The 17,480-nt window shown below is 75.4% G+C and carries 13 protein-coding genes; 10 read left to right on the top strand and 3 right to left on the bottom strand.

Features of this window, described 5'->3' with window-relative positions; all coding sequences use genetic code 11:
- The first annotated feature begins 16 nt into the window (after positions 1-16).
- The 4 genes from IE329_RS36300 to IE329_RS36285 all read left to right on the top strand — a co-directional run bounded on the left by IE329_RS36300 (position 17) and on the right by IE329_RS36285 (position 5,654).
- The gene (locus IE329_RS36300) at positions 17-1,294 is read left to right on the top strand and encodes a hypothetical protein (protein WP_190215318.1); all 1,278 of its coding nucleotides are present in this window, start codon (positions 17-19) and stop codon (positions 1,292-1,294) included.
- A 245-nt stretch (positions 1,295-1,539) separates the two neighbouring features.
- Complete coding sequence (locus IE329_RS36295; protein WP_190215317.1) at positions 1,540-2,148, top strand: bacterial proteasome activator family protein; 609 nt, start codon at positions 1,540-1,542, stop codon at positions 2,146-2,148.
- 211 nt (positions 2,149-2,359) lie between these two features.
- Positions 2,360-3,802 (top strand): protein kinase domain-containing protein, encoded by a 1,443-nt coding sequence (locus IE329_RS36290; protein WP_190215316.1) that lies wholly within the window; start codon positions 2,360-2,362, stop codon positions 3,800-3,802.
- Positions 3,803-3,914: 112 nt separating this feature from the next.
- Positions 3,915-5,654: a protein kinase domain-containing protein gene (locus IE329_RS36285; RefSeq protein ID WP_190215315.1), complete on the top strand. Its 1,740-nt coding sequence runs from the start codon at positions 3,915-3,917 to the stop codon at positions 5,652-5,654.
- A gap of 12 nt (positions 5,655-5,666) precedes the next feature.
- Here IE329_RS36285 and IE329_RS36280 read toward each other — a convergent pair whose 3' ends face one another.
- Together IE329_RS36280 and IE329_RS36275 are read right to left on the bottom strand one after the other, a co-directional pair.
- On the bottom strand, positions 5,667-6,671 hold the full coding sequence (locus tag IE329_RS36280; RefSeq protein ID WP_229928041.1) for a phosphotransferase: 1,005 nt from the start codon (positions 6,669-6,671) through the stop codon (positions 5,667-5,669).
- 216 nt (positions 6,672-6,887) lie between these two features.
- Positions 6,888-7,547 (bottom strand): response regulator, encoded by a 660-nt coding sequence (locus IE329_RS36275; protein WP_190215314.1) that lies wholly within the window; start codon positions 7,545-7,547, stop codon positions 6,888-6,890.
- Between the two features lie 458 nt (positions 7,548-8,005).
- On the opposite strand from IE329_RS36275, the gene pdhA reads away from it, so the two are divergent.
- Genes pdhA through IE329_RS36260 form a run of 3 tightly spaced genes read left to right on the top strand, consistent with a single transcriptional unit; the run spans position 8,006 to position 11,636 of the window.
- A complete protein-coding gene (gene pdhA, locus IE329_RS36270; RefSeq protein WP_373311408.1) occupies positions 8,006-9,157 on the top strand; it encodes a pyruvate dehydrogenase (acetyl-transferring) E1 component subunit alpha in 1,152 nt (383 codons plus the stop codon).
- Complete coding sequence (locus IE329_RS36265) at positions 9,157-10,131, top strand: alpha-ketoacid dehydrogenase subunit beta (RefSeq protein WP_073929172.1); 975 nt, start codon at positions 9,157-9,159, stop codon at positions 10,129-10,131. Before pdhA ends, IE329_RS36265 begins: the two co-directional genes overlap by 1 nt.
- A 14-nt stretch (positions 10,132-10,145) precedes the next feature.
- Positions 10,146-11,636, top strand: a complete 1,491-nt coding sequence (locus tag IE329_RS36260; protein WP_190215312.1) for a dihydrolipoamide acetyltransferase family protein — start codon at positions 10,146-10,148, stop codon at positions 11,634-11,636.
- A gap of 117 nt (positions 11,637-11,753) precedes the next feature.
- Here IE329_RS36260 and IE329_RS36255 read toward each other — a convergent pair whose 3' ends face one another.
- On the bottom strand, positions 11,754-12,716 hold the full coding sequence (locus IE329_RS36255) for a hypothetical protein (RefSeq protein WP_190215311.1): 963 nt from the start codon (positions 12,714-12,716) through the stop codon (positions 11,754-11,756).
- A gap of 206 nt (positions 12,717-12,922) precedes the next feature.
- Between IE329_RS36255 and IE329_RS36250 the strand changes: the two genes are divergently transcribed.
- The 3 genes from IE329_RS36250 to IE329_RS36240 all read left to right on the top strand — a co-directional run bounded on the left by IE329_RS36250 (position 12,923) and on the right by IE329_RS36240 (position 17,308).
- Entirely contained in the window at positions 12,923-14,179 is a 1,257-nt protein-coding gene (locus IE329_RS36250; protein ID WP_190215310.1) for a benzoate/H(+) symporter BenE family transporter, read from the top strand.
- A gap of 317 nt (positions 14,180-14,496) precedes the next feature.
- Positions 14,497-15,729 carry a M64 family metallopeptidase gene (locus tag IE329_RS36245; protein WP_190215309.1) on the top strand — a complete coding sequence of 411 codons (1,233 nt, stop codon included), beginning with the start codon at positions 14,497-14,499 and terminating at the stop codon, positions 15,727-15,729.
- A 130-nt stretch (positions 15,730-15,859) separates the two neighbouring features.
- Positions 15,860-17,308, top strand: coding sequence for an MFS transporter (locus IE329_RS36240; protein WP_190215308.1), 1,449 nt, complete (start codon positions 15,860-15,862; stop codon positions 17,306-17,308).
- Positions 17,309-17,480 lie beyond the last annotated feature (172 nt).

Here is a 17,480-nt window from a genome sequence, read left to right as displayed (position 1 = left end):
GGAAGGACCTCCGTCCGTGGCCGCATCTCCGTACGTGTTCTCCGAGCTCTCCCCCGCCCGCCCGTACCGCGCCGGGGCCCGCTCCGGTGCCCCCGCCGCCGGCCGCCACCGGCCGGCCGCCGCCTGTTGGGCCGCGGCGGCCGGCCTCGCCCTCCCGCTGCTGCTCTCCTCGCCCGCCTTCGCCCCGGCGCCCGGCGAGGAGGGCGGTGCGGTCGTCCGGCGCACGGCGGACGCCCCCGGGACGGCCCTGGCCCTCCGGTCCGCGACCGCCCGCTCGGGGGGCGGCGCCGCGGTCTCGCTGCCGGGCCTGTCGTTCCTCGCACTGCGGCCCGTCGCCGCGCGGGCCCTCGCCCCGCCGCCCGTCGCCGCGCGGGCCCTCACCTCGCCGCTCCTCGGCCCGGCCGACGCCGATCCGTCCGCGGCCGACGTCGGTGCCGATGCCGTGGACGCCGGTGCCGGTGCCGGTGTCGTGGACGCCGACACCGCCGACCCGTCCACCGCCGATCCGACGGCCGATGCCACCACCGGGCCGGCCACCGGGGACGGGCCCTCCGCCGGGCCGTCGTCCGCCGGCCCGGAGCCGTCGGACGCCCAGGAGTCCCCGGCGGCGGAGCCGTCCGCCGGTGCGGACGGGTCCGACGTGGGCGGACCGGTGCCCGGACCGTCACCGGTGCCCACCACCCGCGCTCCCTCGGTGCCCCCGGCGCCCGCCGTGCCCGCCGCACCGGGCCCCGGGGCGTCCGCGGCCGGGCCGGACGCCGGGCAGCAGGGCGGGCCGTCGGCCGGGCCCGTGCCGTCGGCGGCGCCCTCCCCGGCCGCCGGTCCGCTGCCGGAGTCCCCGGCCGCCCGGCCCTCCCCCGCCGTCCAGGGGCCCGTCGGGCCGCCCTCCCGGCCGGCCGCGCCGTCGGCGGCGCCGTTCGCCGATCCGGCCCGTCCCGGGCGGGACGCCCGCCACCCGGTGCCGGACCGGCTCCTCCCCCCGGACCGCGCGCAGGCCTACCGGCACCACCTCGGCCCCGTGTCGCCGGGGCCGGGCGGGCGTTTCCGGGCCGAGCCCCCGGCCGCCGGCGGCCCGGCGGACGAGGAGGTGGCCCCGGCCCCGCCGGACGCCGGCCCCGAGGACGGGTCCCCGCAGGCCCTGGCCGCCGGCCCCGGCACCGTGGACGTGGCCGGCCCGGTCGCCGCCCCCACCCGCTGGACCGACCCGTCGACCCTGCAGTTGCCGCTCGGCGCCGGGCTGGCCCTGATCGGCAGTGGCCTCGCCCTGGTCGGGCTGCGGATGCGGCGGTCCTGAGCGGCGGGCCCGGCCGTCGCCGGGCCGACCGCCCGGCCCCGCCGTTTGACCGGATCTGACGGTCCGGCAGATCATCTGCGTGACGGTCGCACCCGACCGAAGGGTGCCCGCCACGGATCCGCCGGCCGGCGCCCGGGGGAGGGCCCGGCCACGGGCGCCGCCGGCCGCCGGAAGGCGCCGGCCGGGGACCCGGTGCGGGCCGGGGCCTTCCCTGGACCGAAGCCCGGTGAGAGAGAATGGGATTCATGACGAAGCCGATGAACGAGCACTCGCAGCAGGAGTCGTCCCAGGCATCGGGCGGCCAGTCGCAGGACGGCCCCAAGGTGCTGATCGTCGGGCCGGACGGGATGCCGGTGGGCCAGGGCTTCACCCCCCGGCTCGGCGAGGAGGACGGGTTCGAGCCCCGTGAACTCCCGGTGACCGAGATGGTGGAGCAGCCGGCCAAGGTCATGCGGATCGGCAGCATGATCAAGCAGCTGCTGGAGGAGGTCCGGGCGGCCCCTCTGGACGAGGCCAGCCGGGTCCGGCTGAAGGACATCCACGCCAGCTCCATCAAGGAGCTGGAACTCGGCCTGGCACCCGAGCTGGTGGCCGAGCTGGAGCGGTTGTCGCTGCCGTTCACCGAGGACACCATCCCGACCGAGGCCGAGCTGCGGATCGCGCAGGCCCAGTTGGTGGGCTGGCTGGAGGGGCTCTTCCACGGCATCCAGACCGCGCTGTTCGCCCAGCAGATGGCCGCCCGGGCGCAGTTGGAGCAGATGCGGCGGGCGCTCCCGCCCGGCCTGCACGGCGCCGAGTCCGACCTGGAGGAGCCGGGCGAGGGGCGGGGCATGCGCTCGGGCCCGTACCTGTAGGCCGGCGCCCGCCCGCGGGGTGTCCCAGCAGGGTCACAGTGTCGGCCCTGCACAGAACGACGGCCCGCCGAGCCGATACCCTGGCCCCTGTCGCAGGCCCCCCGAGGCCGCGACGGGGGTCGGGCCGGCCGGTGGCGGTGCCCGCTCCGCACGGGACGCAACCGAACGTCACGGCCGGGGTGTCACCACGGCCGAGGGGGAGCAGAGGACCATGAGCGAGGGCGGCACCGCGGGTCAGGGCTACTCCCTGGGCAACGGCAGGTACGAGCTTCAGCACCTGCTCGGCGAGGGCGGCATGGCCTCCGTCCACCTGGCGTACGACAACGTGCTGGACCGCCAGGTCGCGGTGAAGACGCTGCACACCGAGCTGGGCCGCGAGCAGTCCTTCCGGGAGCGGTTCCGCCGGGAGGCCCAGGCCGTCGCCCGGCTCGAACACACCAACATCGTGACGGTCTACGACTCCGGCGAGGACGTCGCCGCGGACGGCGCGACCACGCCGTACATCGTGATGCAGCTGGTCGAGGGCCAGCCGCTGCGCGACGTGCTCAACGAGGCGATCGCCCAGTACGGCGCGATGCCCGCCGAGCGCGCGCTGAAGATCACCGCCGGGGTGCTGGCCGCGCTGGAGGCCTCGCACGACGCCGGCCTGGTCCACCGTGACATCAAGCCCGGCAACGTGATGTTCGACCGCAAGGGCGTCGTCAAGGTGATGGACTTCGGCATCGCCCGCGCGCTGCAGTCCGGCGTCACCTCGATGACCCAGACCGGCATGGTCGTCGGCACCCCGCAGTACCTCTCGCCCGAGCAGGCGCTCGGCAAGAGCGTGGACGCCCGCTCCGACCTGTACTCGGTCGGCTGCATGCTGTTCGAGCTGCTCACCGGCCAGCTGCCGTTCGACGGGGACTCCCCGTTCTCGATCGCGTACAAGCACGTGCAGGAGGAGCCGCCGGCCCCGTCCTCGCTCAACCGGGCGGTCACGCCGGCGATCGACGCGCTGGTGGCCCGGGCCCTGCGCAAGGACCCGGCGCACCGGTTCCCGACCGCCGAGGCGATGCGCGAGGAGGTCGAGCGGGTGCTCGGCGGCGGGGCCGGCAGCCCGCTGCAGGCCAGCACCCCGCTGGTGATCAACGAGGGCCCGCGCTCGGCGCACGCCTCCACCTCGCTCACCAACATGCCGCAGGTCCCGGGCGACCTGAGGACGCCCGCCCCGCAGGTCGCGCAGCCGTACCAGCCGGTCCACACCTCGCCGCAGTACGGCCCGCAGACGCCGCCGCCGCCGTACCGCACGCCGGCCCCGCAGGCCCCGCACACGCCGCAGCCCTTCGCGCAGCCGCAGTACCAGACGCCGCCGCCGCACGGCTTCCACCCGCAGACGCCGCCGCCGTTCCCGCAGCAGGCCCACACGCCCGCGCCGATGCCGATGCAGCAGCCGGTGTTCGCCCCGGTGGCGCCCACGAACAACAACGGCTGCTCGACCGCGCTGGTGGTGGTCGGGATCATCCTCGGCGTGATCGTGCTGGTGATCATCATCATCGCCATCGTGGTGACCAAGGCGGACAACACGACCGACTACAACAGCGGCAGGTCGCTGCCCGTCACCGCCTCCGTGCTCCAGCCGGGCCAGCTGCCGTCCGCGGGCGGCGGGCTGCTCTGAGGGACCCGCCGCGGGCGGCCGTTCCACGCAGGCTGTCCGAGGCGGTAGCGTTCTAGGGATTACGTAGCGACAGGGCGACCGCGATCCGAGCGAAGGCCCGGGGCGAGGAGCGATGGCACACACGCAGCATCCTGGCGACGGCGAGGGGGACGGCGCCGCCGGCCGGGACGAGGCCGCACGTGAGGCCACCGGGCCGACCGCCGCCATCCCGACCCCCGGTGCGGGACCGCACACTCCGGGCCGGGGCAGCACGGCGCCGCTCGGCACCGTCGGCGACGGCCGCTACCGCCTGACCCACCGCCTCGGCCGCGGCGGCATGGCGGAGGTGCTGGCCGCCCAGGACGTCCGGCTCGGCCGGACGGTCGCCGTCAAGCTGCTCCGTCCCGAGCTGGCCCAGGACGACATCGCCCGGCTGCGGTTCAACCGCGAGGCGCAGTCCGTCGCGGGCCTCAACCACCACTCGATCGTCGCCGTCTACGACACCGGCGAGGAGCAGCACGGCAGCGGCGGCCCGGACGGCGGCGGCGAGTCCACGCCGTACATCGTGATGGAGCTGGTCGAGGGCCGCACCGTCCGCGAGCTGCTGGTGGACGAGGAGGCCCCGCCGGTCGACCAGGCGCTGATCATCATCGCCGGGGTCCTGGAGGCGCTCGCCTACAGCCACCGGCACGGCATCGTGCACCGCGACATCAAGCCCGCCAACGTGATCATCACGACCGGCGGCGCGGTCAAGGTGATGGACTTCGGCATCGCCCGCGCGCTCACCGGCGCGGCCAGCACGATGACCCAGACCGGCATGGTCATGGGCACCCCGCAGTACCTCTCGCCCGAGCAGGCGCTCGGCAAGGCGGTCGACCACCGCTCCGACCTGTACGCGGCCGGCTGCATGCTCTACGAGCTGCTGACGCTGCGGCCGCCGTTCACCGGCGACACCCCGCTCTCGGTGGTCTACCAGCACGTCCAGGACGCGCCGGTGCCGCCCTCGCAGGCCAACCACCGGGTGCCGGCCGGGCTGGACGCCCTGGTGCTGCGCTCGCTGGCGAAGAACCCGGACGACCGCTTCCAGGACGCCGACGAGTTCCGCGCCCACGTCCAGCACGCGCTGCGCCAGCTGCACGGCGCCGCCGGGGCCGGCTACCCGGGCGCGGCGGCCGCCGCCGCGGCCGCCGGGCTGGCCGCCGCCGGGCAGGGCCACAGCGGCGCCTTCCCCGGCCCGGGGACCGGCGGCTACGGCGGCCAGGGCACCCCGCCCGGCGGCGGTACCGCGATCACCGAGTCGTTCGGGCCGATGGGCCAGGGCGACCCCACCACCGCGCTGCCCTACCAGGCCGCCTCTCCCTACCAGACCCCCTCGGGGCCCTACCAGGGCCCGGGCGGGCCGAACGGCGGTGACGGCGACGGGGACGACGACGGCCGCCGCCGCGGTCCGTGGGGGTGGGTGGCCGGTGTGGTCGCCGTGCTGGTCGCGGCCGGGATCGGGATCGCCGTCGCCGTCCAGGCCGGCAACAACGACAACGGGAACGTCCCCACCGGCCCGGTGGTGACCACCACGTCGGCCCCGGAGGTGACGCAGAACTCGCCGTCGGCGCAGCCCTCGCCGTCCGCGACCAGGCAGACCCAGGCGCCGAGCGACAACCAGACCTTCGTGCAGACCACGGCGCCGACCCGGCACAGCACGCCGTCGCCGACGCTGTCGCCGAGCGCGACGGCCACCAAGTCGCCGACGGCCACCGCCTCGCCGACCTCGTCCGGGACGGCGACCTCGACGGGCGGGGCGACGCCCTCGTCGAGCGGCAGCGCCCACCCGCCGGTCACGACGGCCCCGCCGGCCAGCCCGCCCGCGGGCGGCTGAGCCGCCGCCGGGTCAGTTGGTGAAGGCGTCCAGGACCTGTTCGTACTCCTGGCACCACCACGCCAGCTGACCCGCCGAGGCCGGGAACAGCGGGTCGGCCCGGTGGTCGCCGCGCTGGTAGTGCCACTGCAGGATCCAGAAGTCGTTCAGCCGCTCCCACCAGACCCGGTGCGCGGCCGCCGCCATCTCCTCCGGGCGGGCCCCGCCGGCCGCCCGGTACGCCTGCGAGTAGCGGCGCACCCGGACCAGGTCGAGCATCCCGGTCAGCGGGTGGTTGAAGAGCAGCGTCGCGGCGCGCACCGCCTCCTCGGCGCGCGGCTGCGGCCCGAGCTTGTCCCAGTCGAGGACGGTCGCCACCCGGCCGCGCCGGTGCAGCAGGTTGAGGCCGTGGAAGTCGCCGTGGGTCCAGCCGGTGGGCGGGGCCGCGTCCAGCGCAGGGCGGCGGTGCGCCAGCTCGGCCAGCAGCTCGATCCGCTCGGTGAGCCGTTGCTCGGCCAGGGCGTCGAAGGCCCCGTACGGCTGCCGCTCGCGGGCCCGCAGGCGCAGGGCGGCGGCCAGCCGGGCGCTGTCGCGCGGATCGGCGCTGCGGTACCCGGCGGGCTGCGGCCGGGCGGCGCAGACCTCGTCGAGCGCGCCGTGCAGCCGGGCGAGCAGCGCACCGAGCGCCTCGCACTGCGGGAGGTCCAGGTCGGTGCCGTGCCGGTGCCGGCCCTCGATCCAGGGGAAGAGCGCGAAGAGCCGGCCGCCGTGCGCGGTCACCGTCCGGCCGCCGGCGGCGGCCAGCGGCGGGGCCACCGGCAGTCCGCGCCGGTGCAGCCCGGCGGTGGCGCGGTGCTGTCCGGCGATCACCGGCCGGCTCGCGGTGGCGGCGTCCACGTAGCACTTGAGGAAGTAGGAACCGGTCGCGGTGGTGACGCGGTAGCCACGGTTGAGCAGTCCCTCGGCGACGGGCACGGTCTCCAGCGGCGGGCCCACCCGGTAGGACCGCAGGACGGTGGCCAGTACGGACGGCGGCACGGGCGGGCTGAGGGTCCCTATCGGCGGGGCGTGGAGGTCCGGCCGGGCCGGGGCGCAGGCCAGTGCCCCAGCGAGGGGCTGCCGGGGGGCGGGGGGCCGGAGGGCGGCGGCCGTGGCCGAGAGTGATTGTGGAGTCACGGCCAGAGCGTAGGGCCCCCCGCCGGGGGTCCTTGACAAACCGTCAGTGTTCTGAAGCGAACCCCGCCGGGGCCGGCCTCAGTGGTTCTGGTCGGCCTGGTGGCGGGCGACGAAGGCGGCGGCCTGGGTGCGCCGCTCCATGCCCATCTTGGCCAGCAGGCTGGAGACGTAGTTCTTCACGGTCTTCTCGGCCAGGTGCAGCTCGTTGCCGATCTGGCGGTTGGTCATCCCCTCGCCGATCAGGTCGAGGATCCGGCGTTCCTGCTTGGTGAGCTGGGCGAGCCGTTCGTCCTGCTTCTCGCCGCCCTCGCGGAGCCGCTCCAGCACCCGGCTGGTGGCGACCGGGTCGAGCAGCGACTTGCCGGCCGCGACGTCCCGGACGGCGGTGATCAGGTCGGTGCCGCGGATCGCCTTGAGCACGTACCCGGAGGCGCCGGCCATGATCGAGTCGAAGAGCGCCTCGTCGTCCGAGAACGAGGTGAGCATCAGGCACTTGATGTCCGGCAGCCGGGAGCGGATCTCGCGGCAGACCTCCACGCCGTTGCCGTCCGGCAGCCGGACGTCGAGCACGGCGACGTCCGGGTGCACGGCCGGGATCCGGGCGAGGGCCTCGGCGGCGGTGCCGGCCTCGCCGACCACCTCGATGTCGCCCTCGACGGACAGCAGGTCGTGGACGCCCCGCCGGACCACCTCGTGGTCGTCGAGCAGAAATACTCTGATATGTCCGTTTGTCGTCACGTCCAAAGAGTCCCATACCGGATGCCCGGAGACCCGTCGCCCGCCCCGGGGCGCACCACCGCTCCGCCCGCGCACCGCCCGTACGGCGCCCGCCCCGCGCCGCCGCCGCGCCCGCGCACCGCCGGTGCGCGGCCCGTTACCCGGTGCCGGGCCGGAAAAAACCGATCCCCATTACCCCCTTACGCGGAGCCCGCTGCCCGGATAGCGTGCGCAGGTGTCCTGCACGGCACCACCGTGAGAGCTGCGCCACACCTGCCGCTCCCGGACGTGAACAACTAGGACGTCCTAGCGCAAGCGCGCCAAGGGCGGTCGCTGGGTAACGTTCTCGTGAGGTACGCCGTCGGAAGAGGATCACCACCTGCCCCGCAGCCGGTGCGCACACCCAAGCGCGCCTCGCGAGGCGGTGACCGGACCGGTCACCGGCGACCCCGGGCGGCCGGACAGACCGAGGAGTGAACGTGACCGTCAAAAGCACGGCAAGGGCGCGCAAGAAGGCCGCCCCGGCCGTACCTGACAACCTCCCCGCGGGTTCGGGAGCCCAGCCGGAGCTGATCCAGCTGCTGACCCCTGAGGGGGAGCGGGTCGAGCACCCGGACTATCCGCTCACCACCACCCCGGAGGAGCTCCGCGACCTCTACCGCGACCTGGTCCTCGTCCGGCGCTTCGACGCCGAGGCCACCTCGCTGCAGCGGCAGGGCGAGCTCGGCCTGTGGGCCTCGCTGCTCGGCCAGGAGGCCGCCCAGGTCGGGTCGGGCCGCGCCATGCGGACCGGCGACTACGCCTTCCCCACCTACCGCGAGCACGGCGTCGCCTGGTGCCGGGACGTGGACCCGCTGAACCTGCTCGGCATGTTCCGCGGCGTGAACCACGGCGGCTGGGACCCGAACGAGAAGAACTTCCACCTCTACACCATCGTGATTGGCGCGCAGGCCCTGCACGCCACCGGGTACGCGATGGGCATCACCAAGGACGGCACCGACGACGCGGTGATCGCCTACTTCGGTGACGGCGCCTCCAGCCAGGGCGACGTCAGCGAGGCCTTCACCTTCGCCTCGGTCTACAACGCGCCGGTCGTCTTCTTCTGCCAGAACAACCAGTGGGCGATCTCCGAGCCGACCACCAACCAGACGAAGATCCCGCTGTACCGCCGCGCCTCCGGCTTCGGCTTCCCCGGCGTGCGCGTCGACGGCAACGACGTGCTGGCCTGTCTCGCGGTCACCCGCTGGGCCCTGGACCACGCCCGCAGCGGCAACGGCCCGGTGCTGGTCGAGGCCTTCACCTACCGGATGGGCGCCCACACCACATCGGACGACCCCACCCGCTACCGGCTCGCCGAGGAGACCGAGGCCTGGCGCGCCAAGGACCCGATCTCCCGCCTCAAGGCGCACCTGGACCGCGAGGGCCTCGCCGACGAGGCGTTCTTCGCCTCGGTCGAGGCCAAGAGCGAGGAGCTGGGCCTGCGGGTGCGCGAGGGCGTGCGCTCGATGCCGGACCCGGACCCGACCCTGATCTTCGACCACGTCTACGCGGAGCCGCACACGCTGGTCGACGAGGAACGGGCCGAGTACGTCGCGTACGCGGCCTCCTTCGAGGGCGGGGAGAACCTCTGATGGCCGGTCAGCTCAGCATCGCCAAGGCGCTCAACGAGGCCCTGCGCAAGTCGCTGGAGAACGACCCCAAGACGCTGCTGATGGGCGAGGACATCGGCAAGCTCGGCGGCGTCTTCCGGATCACCGACGGACTGCAGAAGGACTTCGGCGAGAGCCGGGTCATCGACACCCCGCTCGCCGAGTCCGGCATCGTCGGCACCGCGATCGGCCTCGCGCTGCGCGGCTACCGCCCGGTGGTGGAGATCCAGTTCGACGGCTTCGTCTACCCGGCCTTCGACCAGATCGTCTCCCAGCTCGCCAAGATGCACGCCCGCGCGCTGGGGCACGTCAAGCTCCCCGTCACCGTCCGGATCCCGTACGCGGGCGGCATCGGCGCGGTCGAGCACCACAGCGAGTCGCACGAGGCGTACTTCGCGCACACCGCCGGCCTGCGGGTGGTCAGCCCCTCCAACGCGCACGACGCGCACTGGATGCTGCGCCAGGCGATCGCCTCGGACGACCCGGTGATCTTCCTGGAGCCCAAGCGCCGCTACTGGGACAAGGGCGAGGTCGGCGACGCCGCCGACCTGCCGCTGCACGACGCCCGGATCGCCCGCGGCGGCACGGACGCCACGCTGATCGCGTACGGCCCGATGGTCAAGGTCTGCCTGGACGCCGCCGCGGCGGCCGAGGAGGACGGCCGCAGCCTGGAGGTCGTGGACCTGCGCTCGCTCTCCCCGGTGGACTTCGCGGCCCTGGAGGCCTCGGTCAAGCGCACCGGCCGCGCCATCGTGGTGCACGAGGCGCCGGTCTTCCTCGGCATGGGCGCCGAGCTGGCCGCCCGGCTCACCGAGCGCTGCTTCTACCACCTGGAGGCGCCGGTCCTGCGGGTCGGCGGCTTCCACGCGCCGTACCCGCCCTCCCGGGTGGAGGAGGCGTTCCTGCCCGATCTGGACCGTGTGCTCGACGCCGTCGACCGCTCGTTCGCGTACTGAGCCAAGGAGCGATGATGACCACCGAAGTTCGCTCGCTCCGCGAGTTCAGGATGCCGGACGTCGGGGAGGGCCTCACCGAGGCCGAGATCCTGACCTGGTACGTCAAGCCCGGCGATCCCGTCACCGACGGCCAGATCGTCTGCGAGGTGGAGACCGCCAAGGCCGCGGTCGAGCTGCCGATCCCCTTCACCGGGACGGTCGAGCAGCTGTTCTTCCCCGCGGGCGCGACGGTCGACGTCGGCACGGCGATCATCACGGTCGCGGTGGCCGGCGGGGCACCCGCCCCCGCCGCCGCGGCGCCCGCGCCGGCCGTGCAGGGCGAGCCGGCCGAGGCCCCCGAGCCGGAGCGCCGCGAGGTGCTGGTCGGCTACGGCCCGCGCACCGGCGGCGCCCAGCGCCGGGCCCGCAAGACGACCGTCGCCGTCTCCAACGGCACCGCCTCCCACGGCACGGCGGCCCCGGCCGCCCCCGCCGTCGTGGTGGCGCCGGTCGCACCCGCCCCGGTCGCACCCGCCCCGGTCGCACCCGCCCCGGTCGCACCCGCCCCGGCGGCGCCCGTCGCGCTGCCCGAGCAGGCGGCCGGCGACCGGCCGCTGGCCAAGCCGCCGGTGCGCAAGCTCGCCAAGGACCTCGGCGTCGACCTGCGGACGGTCGTCCCGACCGGCCCGGACGGCGTGATCACCCGCGAGGACGTGCACGCGGCCCTCGCGCCGGCGCCGGTGGTGGCCCCGGCCCCGCAGGCACCGGCGGCCGCGCCCGTGGTCGAGGCGGTCCAGGACGACCGGGCGGCGACCGTGACCGGTGGCGACGTGCGGATCCCGGTCAAGGGCGTCCGCAAGGCGACCGCGCAGGCGATGGTGGCCTCGGCCTTCACCGCCCCGCACGTCACCGAGTTCGTCCAGGTCGACGTCACCCGCACGATGAAGTTCGTCCGGCGGCTGAAGGAGACCGGCGAGCTGGGCCGGGACGTCCGGGTCAGCCCGCTGCTGCTGGTCGCCAAGGCCCTGCTGACCGCGATCAAGCGGCACCCCGAGATCAACGCGCAGTGGGACGAGGCGGCGCAGGAGATCGTCATCAAGGGGCAGGTGAACCTCGGCATCGCCGCGGCCACCCCCCGCGGCCTGATCGTGCCCAACATCAAGGACGCCGGCGCCCGGACCCTCTCCGGTCTGGCCACGGCGCTCGGCGAGCTGGTCGACACCGCCCGCCAGGGCCGGACCTCGCCCGCCGACATGCAGGGCGGCACCGTCACCATCACCAACGTGGGCGTCTTCGGCGTCGACACCGGCACCCCGATCCTCAACCCCGGCGAGGCCGCCATCCTGGCCTTCGGCGCGGTCCGGGACATGCCGTGGGTGCACAAGGGCAAGGTGGTGCCGCGCCAGGTGACCACGCTGGCGCTCTCCTTCGACCACCGACTGGTGGACGGGGAGCTGGGCTCCAAGGTGCTGGCCGACGTGGCCGCGCTGCTGGAGCGCCCGAAGCGCCTGATCACCTGGGGCTGATCACCCGGGGCCGATGACCCCGGGGCCGATGACCCCGGGGCTGATCACCCGCACAGCACGGCAGGGCCGTACCCCCACCGCCGTGGGGGTACGGCCCTGCCGCTTGCCGTGGCCGTCTCAGCCCTGGTTGCGGAGGCGGCGCACGGCGATCAGGACGCCGGCCCCGAGGGCGACGAAAGCGGCGGCCGAGCCGGCCAGGAAGCCGTTCGGGCTGCTGGCCCCGGTCCGGGCCAGCTCGGTGGCCGGGGCGTCGGCGGGTGCGGTGCCGGCGGTCGGCGCGGTCGGCGCGGCCGGCGCGGCCGTCCCGGCGGTCGTCCCGGCGCCGGTCACCGGGGCCCGTCCGGCGGCCGGCTCGACGGCCGGGCCGGCGGCCTCGGCGCCGGGCCTGCCACCGGGCGCGCTGCCGGCCTTGGCGGCCGGCGCGCCGGACCCGGGGGCGGCGGCCTTCACGGGACGGGTCACCTTGAGGTCGGCCGTGGCGGAGCCGAAGTTGGCCCCCGCGTACATCTGCAGCCGCGCGAGGTCCTTCGGCGCGTCCGCCGCCAGCGTGACGCGGAAGGTGTACCGGACGGCGCGGCCGACGGCCAGCGGCTCGCCGGGACCGGCCGGGTCGGAGTGGATCGCCGGGTCGCACCCGGGCTTCATGGCGAGCCGCTTCCACCGGCCCTGCGCCATCACCTCGACGGTCACCTGCGAGGGCCGGGGGGTGGCCCCGGCGGCGTTGAAGAACCCGAGACCGGGGGCGATCCGCCGGTAGTCGGCCTCGGTGGAGTTGGCGATCTCGATGCCGAACTCGATCGCCGGGCCGCCGGCCACCAGGGCGGCGGGCGCGGGGCCGACGAACGCGACCTCGGCGCTCCGTCCGTGCAGCTCGAAGGAGTTGTCGGCGGCGACGGCCGGGTCGGCGGCCCGGGCCGCCGCCTGAGCGCTGTCCGGGCCCCCGCAGGCCCAGGCGGTGTTGCCGGGGAGTACCTGGACGGCGCCGGCCAGCAGCAGGGCGGCGGCCAGGCCGGTGGCCCGGGAGCGACGGGAGAGCGAGGGGACGTTCTTCGTGAATGCGGAGATACCGGACGCGCGCATGCTGTGTTCCCCCAGGGACGTGGTGCTGACGGTGTGGGTGAAGGTGACCGGCCCGCTCCTGCTGAGCGGAGTCGCGCCCCCCGGCTGCGCCGGTCTCGCTCTCCGTGCCCTTCTCCCTTACAGACGTCCATCCCCGCCGGGGGTTGCAGGTGGGTCCGGAAGTTTTTTCGGAGGCTTCGCGAACCCCGCTCCGGGATACTGCCGGGATGGTCGAACAGCAGCTCGCGGAGCAGTCGGTGGCGCACCCTCCGGGCGAGGACGGGCGCCGGTCGCTGCGCCGGGACGTCTCCGTCCCGGCCCTGCTGGCCGGGCTCGTCTGCATCGCCGTCTCCTTCTCGGGCCCGCTGGTGGTGGTGCTCGCCGCGGCGGCCGCCGGACAGCTCGACCAGGCGCACACGGCCTCCTGGATCTGGGCGGTGTCGGTCGGCAGCGGCCTGACCTGCCTGCTGCTCAGCTGGTGGACCCGGATGCCGGTGATCACCGCCTGGTCGACCCCGGGCGCGGCCCTGCTGGTGACCAGCCTCGGCGCCTACCCGTACCGGGAGGCGGTCGGTGCCTTCCTGGTGAGCGGGGTGGTGACCGGGCTGTTCGGGATCACCGGGCTGTTCGGGCGGCTGATCCGGGCGGTGCCGGCCGGGATCGTGAACGCGATGCTCGCCGGGATCCTCTTCTCCTTCGGCACCGGGATCTTCACCGCGCTGCGCGGGGCCCCCGTCCTGGTGCTCGGCACCTTCGCGGCCTTCCTGCTGGCCAAGCGGCTGGCCCCCCGGTACGCCGTGCCCGTCGCCCTGGTGGCGGGCGGGGTGCTCGCGGCCGTCACCGTCGGCCTGCCGCTGCACCTGGGCGGGGCCGCCGGCCCGACCCGGCCGGTGCTCACCGCCCCGGCGCTCTCCTGGCCGTCCCTGGTCGGCCTCGCGCTGCCGCTCACCATCGTGGCGCTGGCCTCGCAGAACGCCCCCGGGCTCGGCGTCCTGCGGGCCTTCGGCTACCGGCCGGACGACCGGCTGCTGATCGGGGCGACCGGCGGTGTCTCGGTGCTGCTGGCCCCGTTCGGCTCCCCCGGCGTCAACATCGCCGCCATCACGGCCGCGATCTGCGCCGGTCCGGAGAGCCACCCCGACCCGCGCCGCCGCTACGTGGCCGGCATGTCCGCCGGGGCGCTGTACCTGCTGGTCGGCAGCTTCGGCGGGGTGCTGGTCAGCCTGTTCACCGGGCTGCCGAAGGAGCTGGTCGCGGTGGTCGCCGGGGTCGCCCTGCTGGCCTCGTTGCAGGGCAGCCTGGCGGCGGCGGTCGCCGAGGAGCAGGGCCGGGACGCCGCCGTGGTGACCTTCCTGGCGACGGCGTCCGGGATGTCGCTGTTCGGGATCGGCTCGGCCTTCTGGGGTCTCCTGCTGGGGGTCGCGACGCATCTCCTGCTGCACGCCCGGGTACCGGCCGGCCCCGGTCGCGGGGGCGCCGCCTGACCGGTAGGGGCGCCGCAGAGGCGGTACGGCACCGCCGGACGGGTGCCGTACCGCGCCGTCCGCCCTGCCGGTGGCCCCGGCGCAAGGGCGCCCGGCACCCCGGCGCCGGGCGCGGTCCGGCTCGGGACGGCCGGCGGCGGTAGGGCTCGGGTCAGTCGGACGGCCCAATCATTGGGATGTCCGGGATGGGATGGATCTTCGGCCACTCCAGTGACATTGGGTTCTCCTGGTTGGGGAGCGGCGCTCCCCGGGGGTACGTCTTGGCGACCCCCACCCGAGCGCCCGCCGGGTGACCGGATCCCTTAGGACGCACTCGTATGCCGCCTGGCACCCCTGGCCGGCTCGTCCGGAGTCTGGCCGCGCTCGTCCTGCTGTCCACCGCCGTGCTCCCGGCCGCCCTGGAACTGGCCGGCCCCGCGCCCTTCGGCGCGATCGGAGCCGGTGCCCCGGCCGACCGCGCGGTGCCGCCGCACGCGGTGAAACGGGCCGATCTCCGGTCCGTCGGCGCCGCCCCGACCATCGACATACGCCGCACCGGCGACCCGGCCAACCGGATCACCCTCGTCCTGCTCGGCGACGGCTACACCGCCCCGGAGCAGGAGATGTTCCGCCAGCAGGCGGACCGGGCCTGGAAGGCCCTGATGGAGATCGAGCCGTTCCGCAGCTACCAGGGCTTCTTCAACATACGACGGGTCGAGGTGGTCTCCCCGGTGTCCGGCATCGCCGAGAGCGAGAGCCACGACCAGCACAGCGACACCCCGCTGGGCATGCACTTCTGGTGCGACGGCACCGCCCGCCTGCTCTGCGCGGACGAGGGCGCCACCGCCCGCTACGCCGGGGACGGCGAGGGCCCGCAGTACCTGATCGCGCTGGCGAACTCCACCGAGTACGGCGGCGCCGGCGGCACCGGGGTGACCACCCTCGCCGGGGGCAGCCCCGACGCGGGGCGGATCATCCAGCACGAGATCGGGCACACGGTCGGCGACCTCGGCGACGAGTACGACAGCGCCCCCGACGACGCCGACTACCCCAACCTGGCCACCGAGAACGCCGACGAGATGCGCCGCAAGCAGGTCAAGTGGTGGCGCTGGCTGGGTGTGCAGTCCCCTGACGGCGGCGGGACGGTCGGGGCGTACCGCAGTGCCAACGGCATCTACCGGCCCACCCCCGACTCGGTGATGCGCACCCTGGGCGGCACCTACAACCTGCCCTCCCGGGAGGCGATCATCGAGCAGATCTACCGCCGGGTCGCGCCCACCGACAGCCCGGTGCCGCCGGCCGGCGAGGTCAGCGGCCGGCCCCGCCTGGAGGTCCGTCCGCTGCCGCTGAACGGTGCCCGGCAGCTGCAGGTCGACTGGCGGGTCGACGGGGTGCCGGTGCAGCCGGCGCCCGCCGACCGGGGCTCGCTGGACACCGCCGCGCTGAGCCTGCCGTCCGGGCACACCGCCACCGTCACGGCGGTGGTCCGGGACACCACGGACTGGGTGCGGGACGAGGCCTTCCGGGACCGCTACATGACCCGGACGGTCACCTGGACGGTCAAGGGCTGACCCGTCGGCGGGCCCCGGCGGCCGGCCGCCGGGAGGGTGGCGGGGAGGGCGGGGCCCCGGGCAGCGGGATCCTTCGTGCCCGGACCCCGGGGTCGGGTTCGGAAGGCCGGATGACTAACCTGGCCCCACTATGAGCGTGGACCCTGCCAGTACCGCCCGCCCGCTGTCCGTACCCGGTCCCAGGATCACCGCACCCAACCCGCCGGCCGCCGGCCCGAACCCGCCGGCCGCCGCCGCGCCGCCCGGCGGCCGCGCCGCCTGGGCCGCCTGGTCGATCGGCGTCAGCGCGTACTTCCTGGCGGTGATCCACCGGACCAGCCTCGGGGTGGCCGGGCTGGACGCGGCCGAGCGCTTCGGCATCGGCGCCTCCGCGCTGTCCACCTTCTCCATCCTCCAGGTGCTGGTCTACGCGGCCATGCAGATCCCGGTCGGCCTGCTGATCGACCGGCACGGTCCGCGCAAGGTCCTGCTGACCGGCGTGCTGCTGCTCAGCGCCGGGCAGCTCGCGTTCGCCTTCAGCTCCTCCTTCGCCCCCGCGCTGGCCTCCCGGGCGGTGCTGGGCTGCGGCGACGCGATGACCTTCATCGCCGTCCTGCGGATCGCCGCCCGCTGGTTCCCGGCCGCGAAGAACCCGCTGGTGGCTCAGCTGACCGGGCTGGCCGGGATGGGCGGCAACCTGGTCACCACCGTGGTCCTCGCCCAGGCCCTGCACAGCGAGGGCTGGCAGGCCACCTTCACCACCACCGCGCTGCTCGGGATCGGGGTGGCGGCCCTGCTCGCGCTGTTCCTGCGGGAGGCCCCGCCCGCGACCGGGCCGGGCGCCGGGCCGGCCGCGGCGACCGTGGCGGAACTGCCCGTCGTCCCGGCCGTGGCGGACCTCCCCGCCGTTCCCGCGGCCGGACTGCCCGCCCCCAGGCCGTCCGTGCGGTCGCAGATCCGGGACTCCTGGCAGGAGCCCGGCACCCGGCTCGGGCTCTGGGTCCACTTCACCACCCAGTTCCCCGGCAACGCCTTCGGCCTGCTCTGGGGGCTGCCCTACCTGGTCGAGGGCCAGGGCATGACCCGCGGCCAGGCCGGCGGGCTGCTCACCCTGCTGGTCTTCAGCAACATGGCCTTCGGGCTGCTGTTCGGCCGGCTGCTCTCCCGGACGACGAAGGCCCGGATGCCGATCACCCTCTCGGTGATAGCCGTCACCGGCGCCGGCTGGGCGGTCGCCCTGGCCTGGCCGGGCGCCCACCCGCCGGCCGGCCTGCTGGTCGTGCTGATCCTGCTGATGGGCAGCAACGGCCCGGCCTCGCTGGTCGGCCTCGACTACGCCCGGGCCCACAACCCGGTCGGCCGGCTCGGCACCGCCTCCGGCATCGCCAACATGGGCGGTTTCATCGGGACGATGATCACCCTGTTCGGCATCGGCGTCCTGCTCGACGCGCTCTCCCCGGCCGGGGCCGGCAGCTACTCCGCCGATGCCTACCGCTGGGCCTTCTGCTGGATGTACGTCCCGCTGGCGGCCGGCACCCTGATGATCCTGCGGCTGCGCCGGAAGCTCGCGGCGGCCCAGGCACGGCCCGCCGCGGGCTGAACCCGGCCGGGCAGGCGCTGGACCCGGCCCGACGAGGGCCGAACCCCGCCGGGCGGGGCCTGGAACGACCGCGGGGCCGGAGCGGCACGCGGGCTGCGTGCGGCTCCGGCCCCGGTGGGGACTGCGGACGGGTCAGCCGGTGGTGCCGGCGGCGGTGAGCAGGTTCACCGCG

The organism is Kitasatospora indigofera (assembly GCF_014655955.1).
In the GTDB taxonomy this organism is placed as follows: Bacteria; Actinomycetota; Actinomycetes; order Streptomycetales; family Streptomycetaceae; genus Kitasatospora; species Kitasatospora indigofera.
Note: the sequence above shows the minus strand (reverse complement) of the source record. Positions and strands in the feature narration are given on the sequence as shown.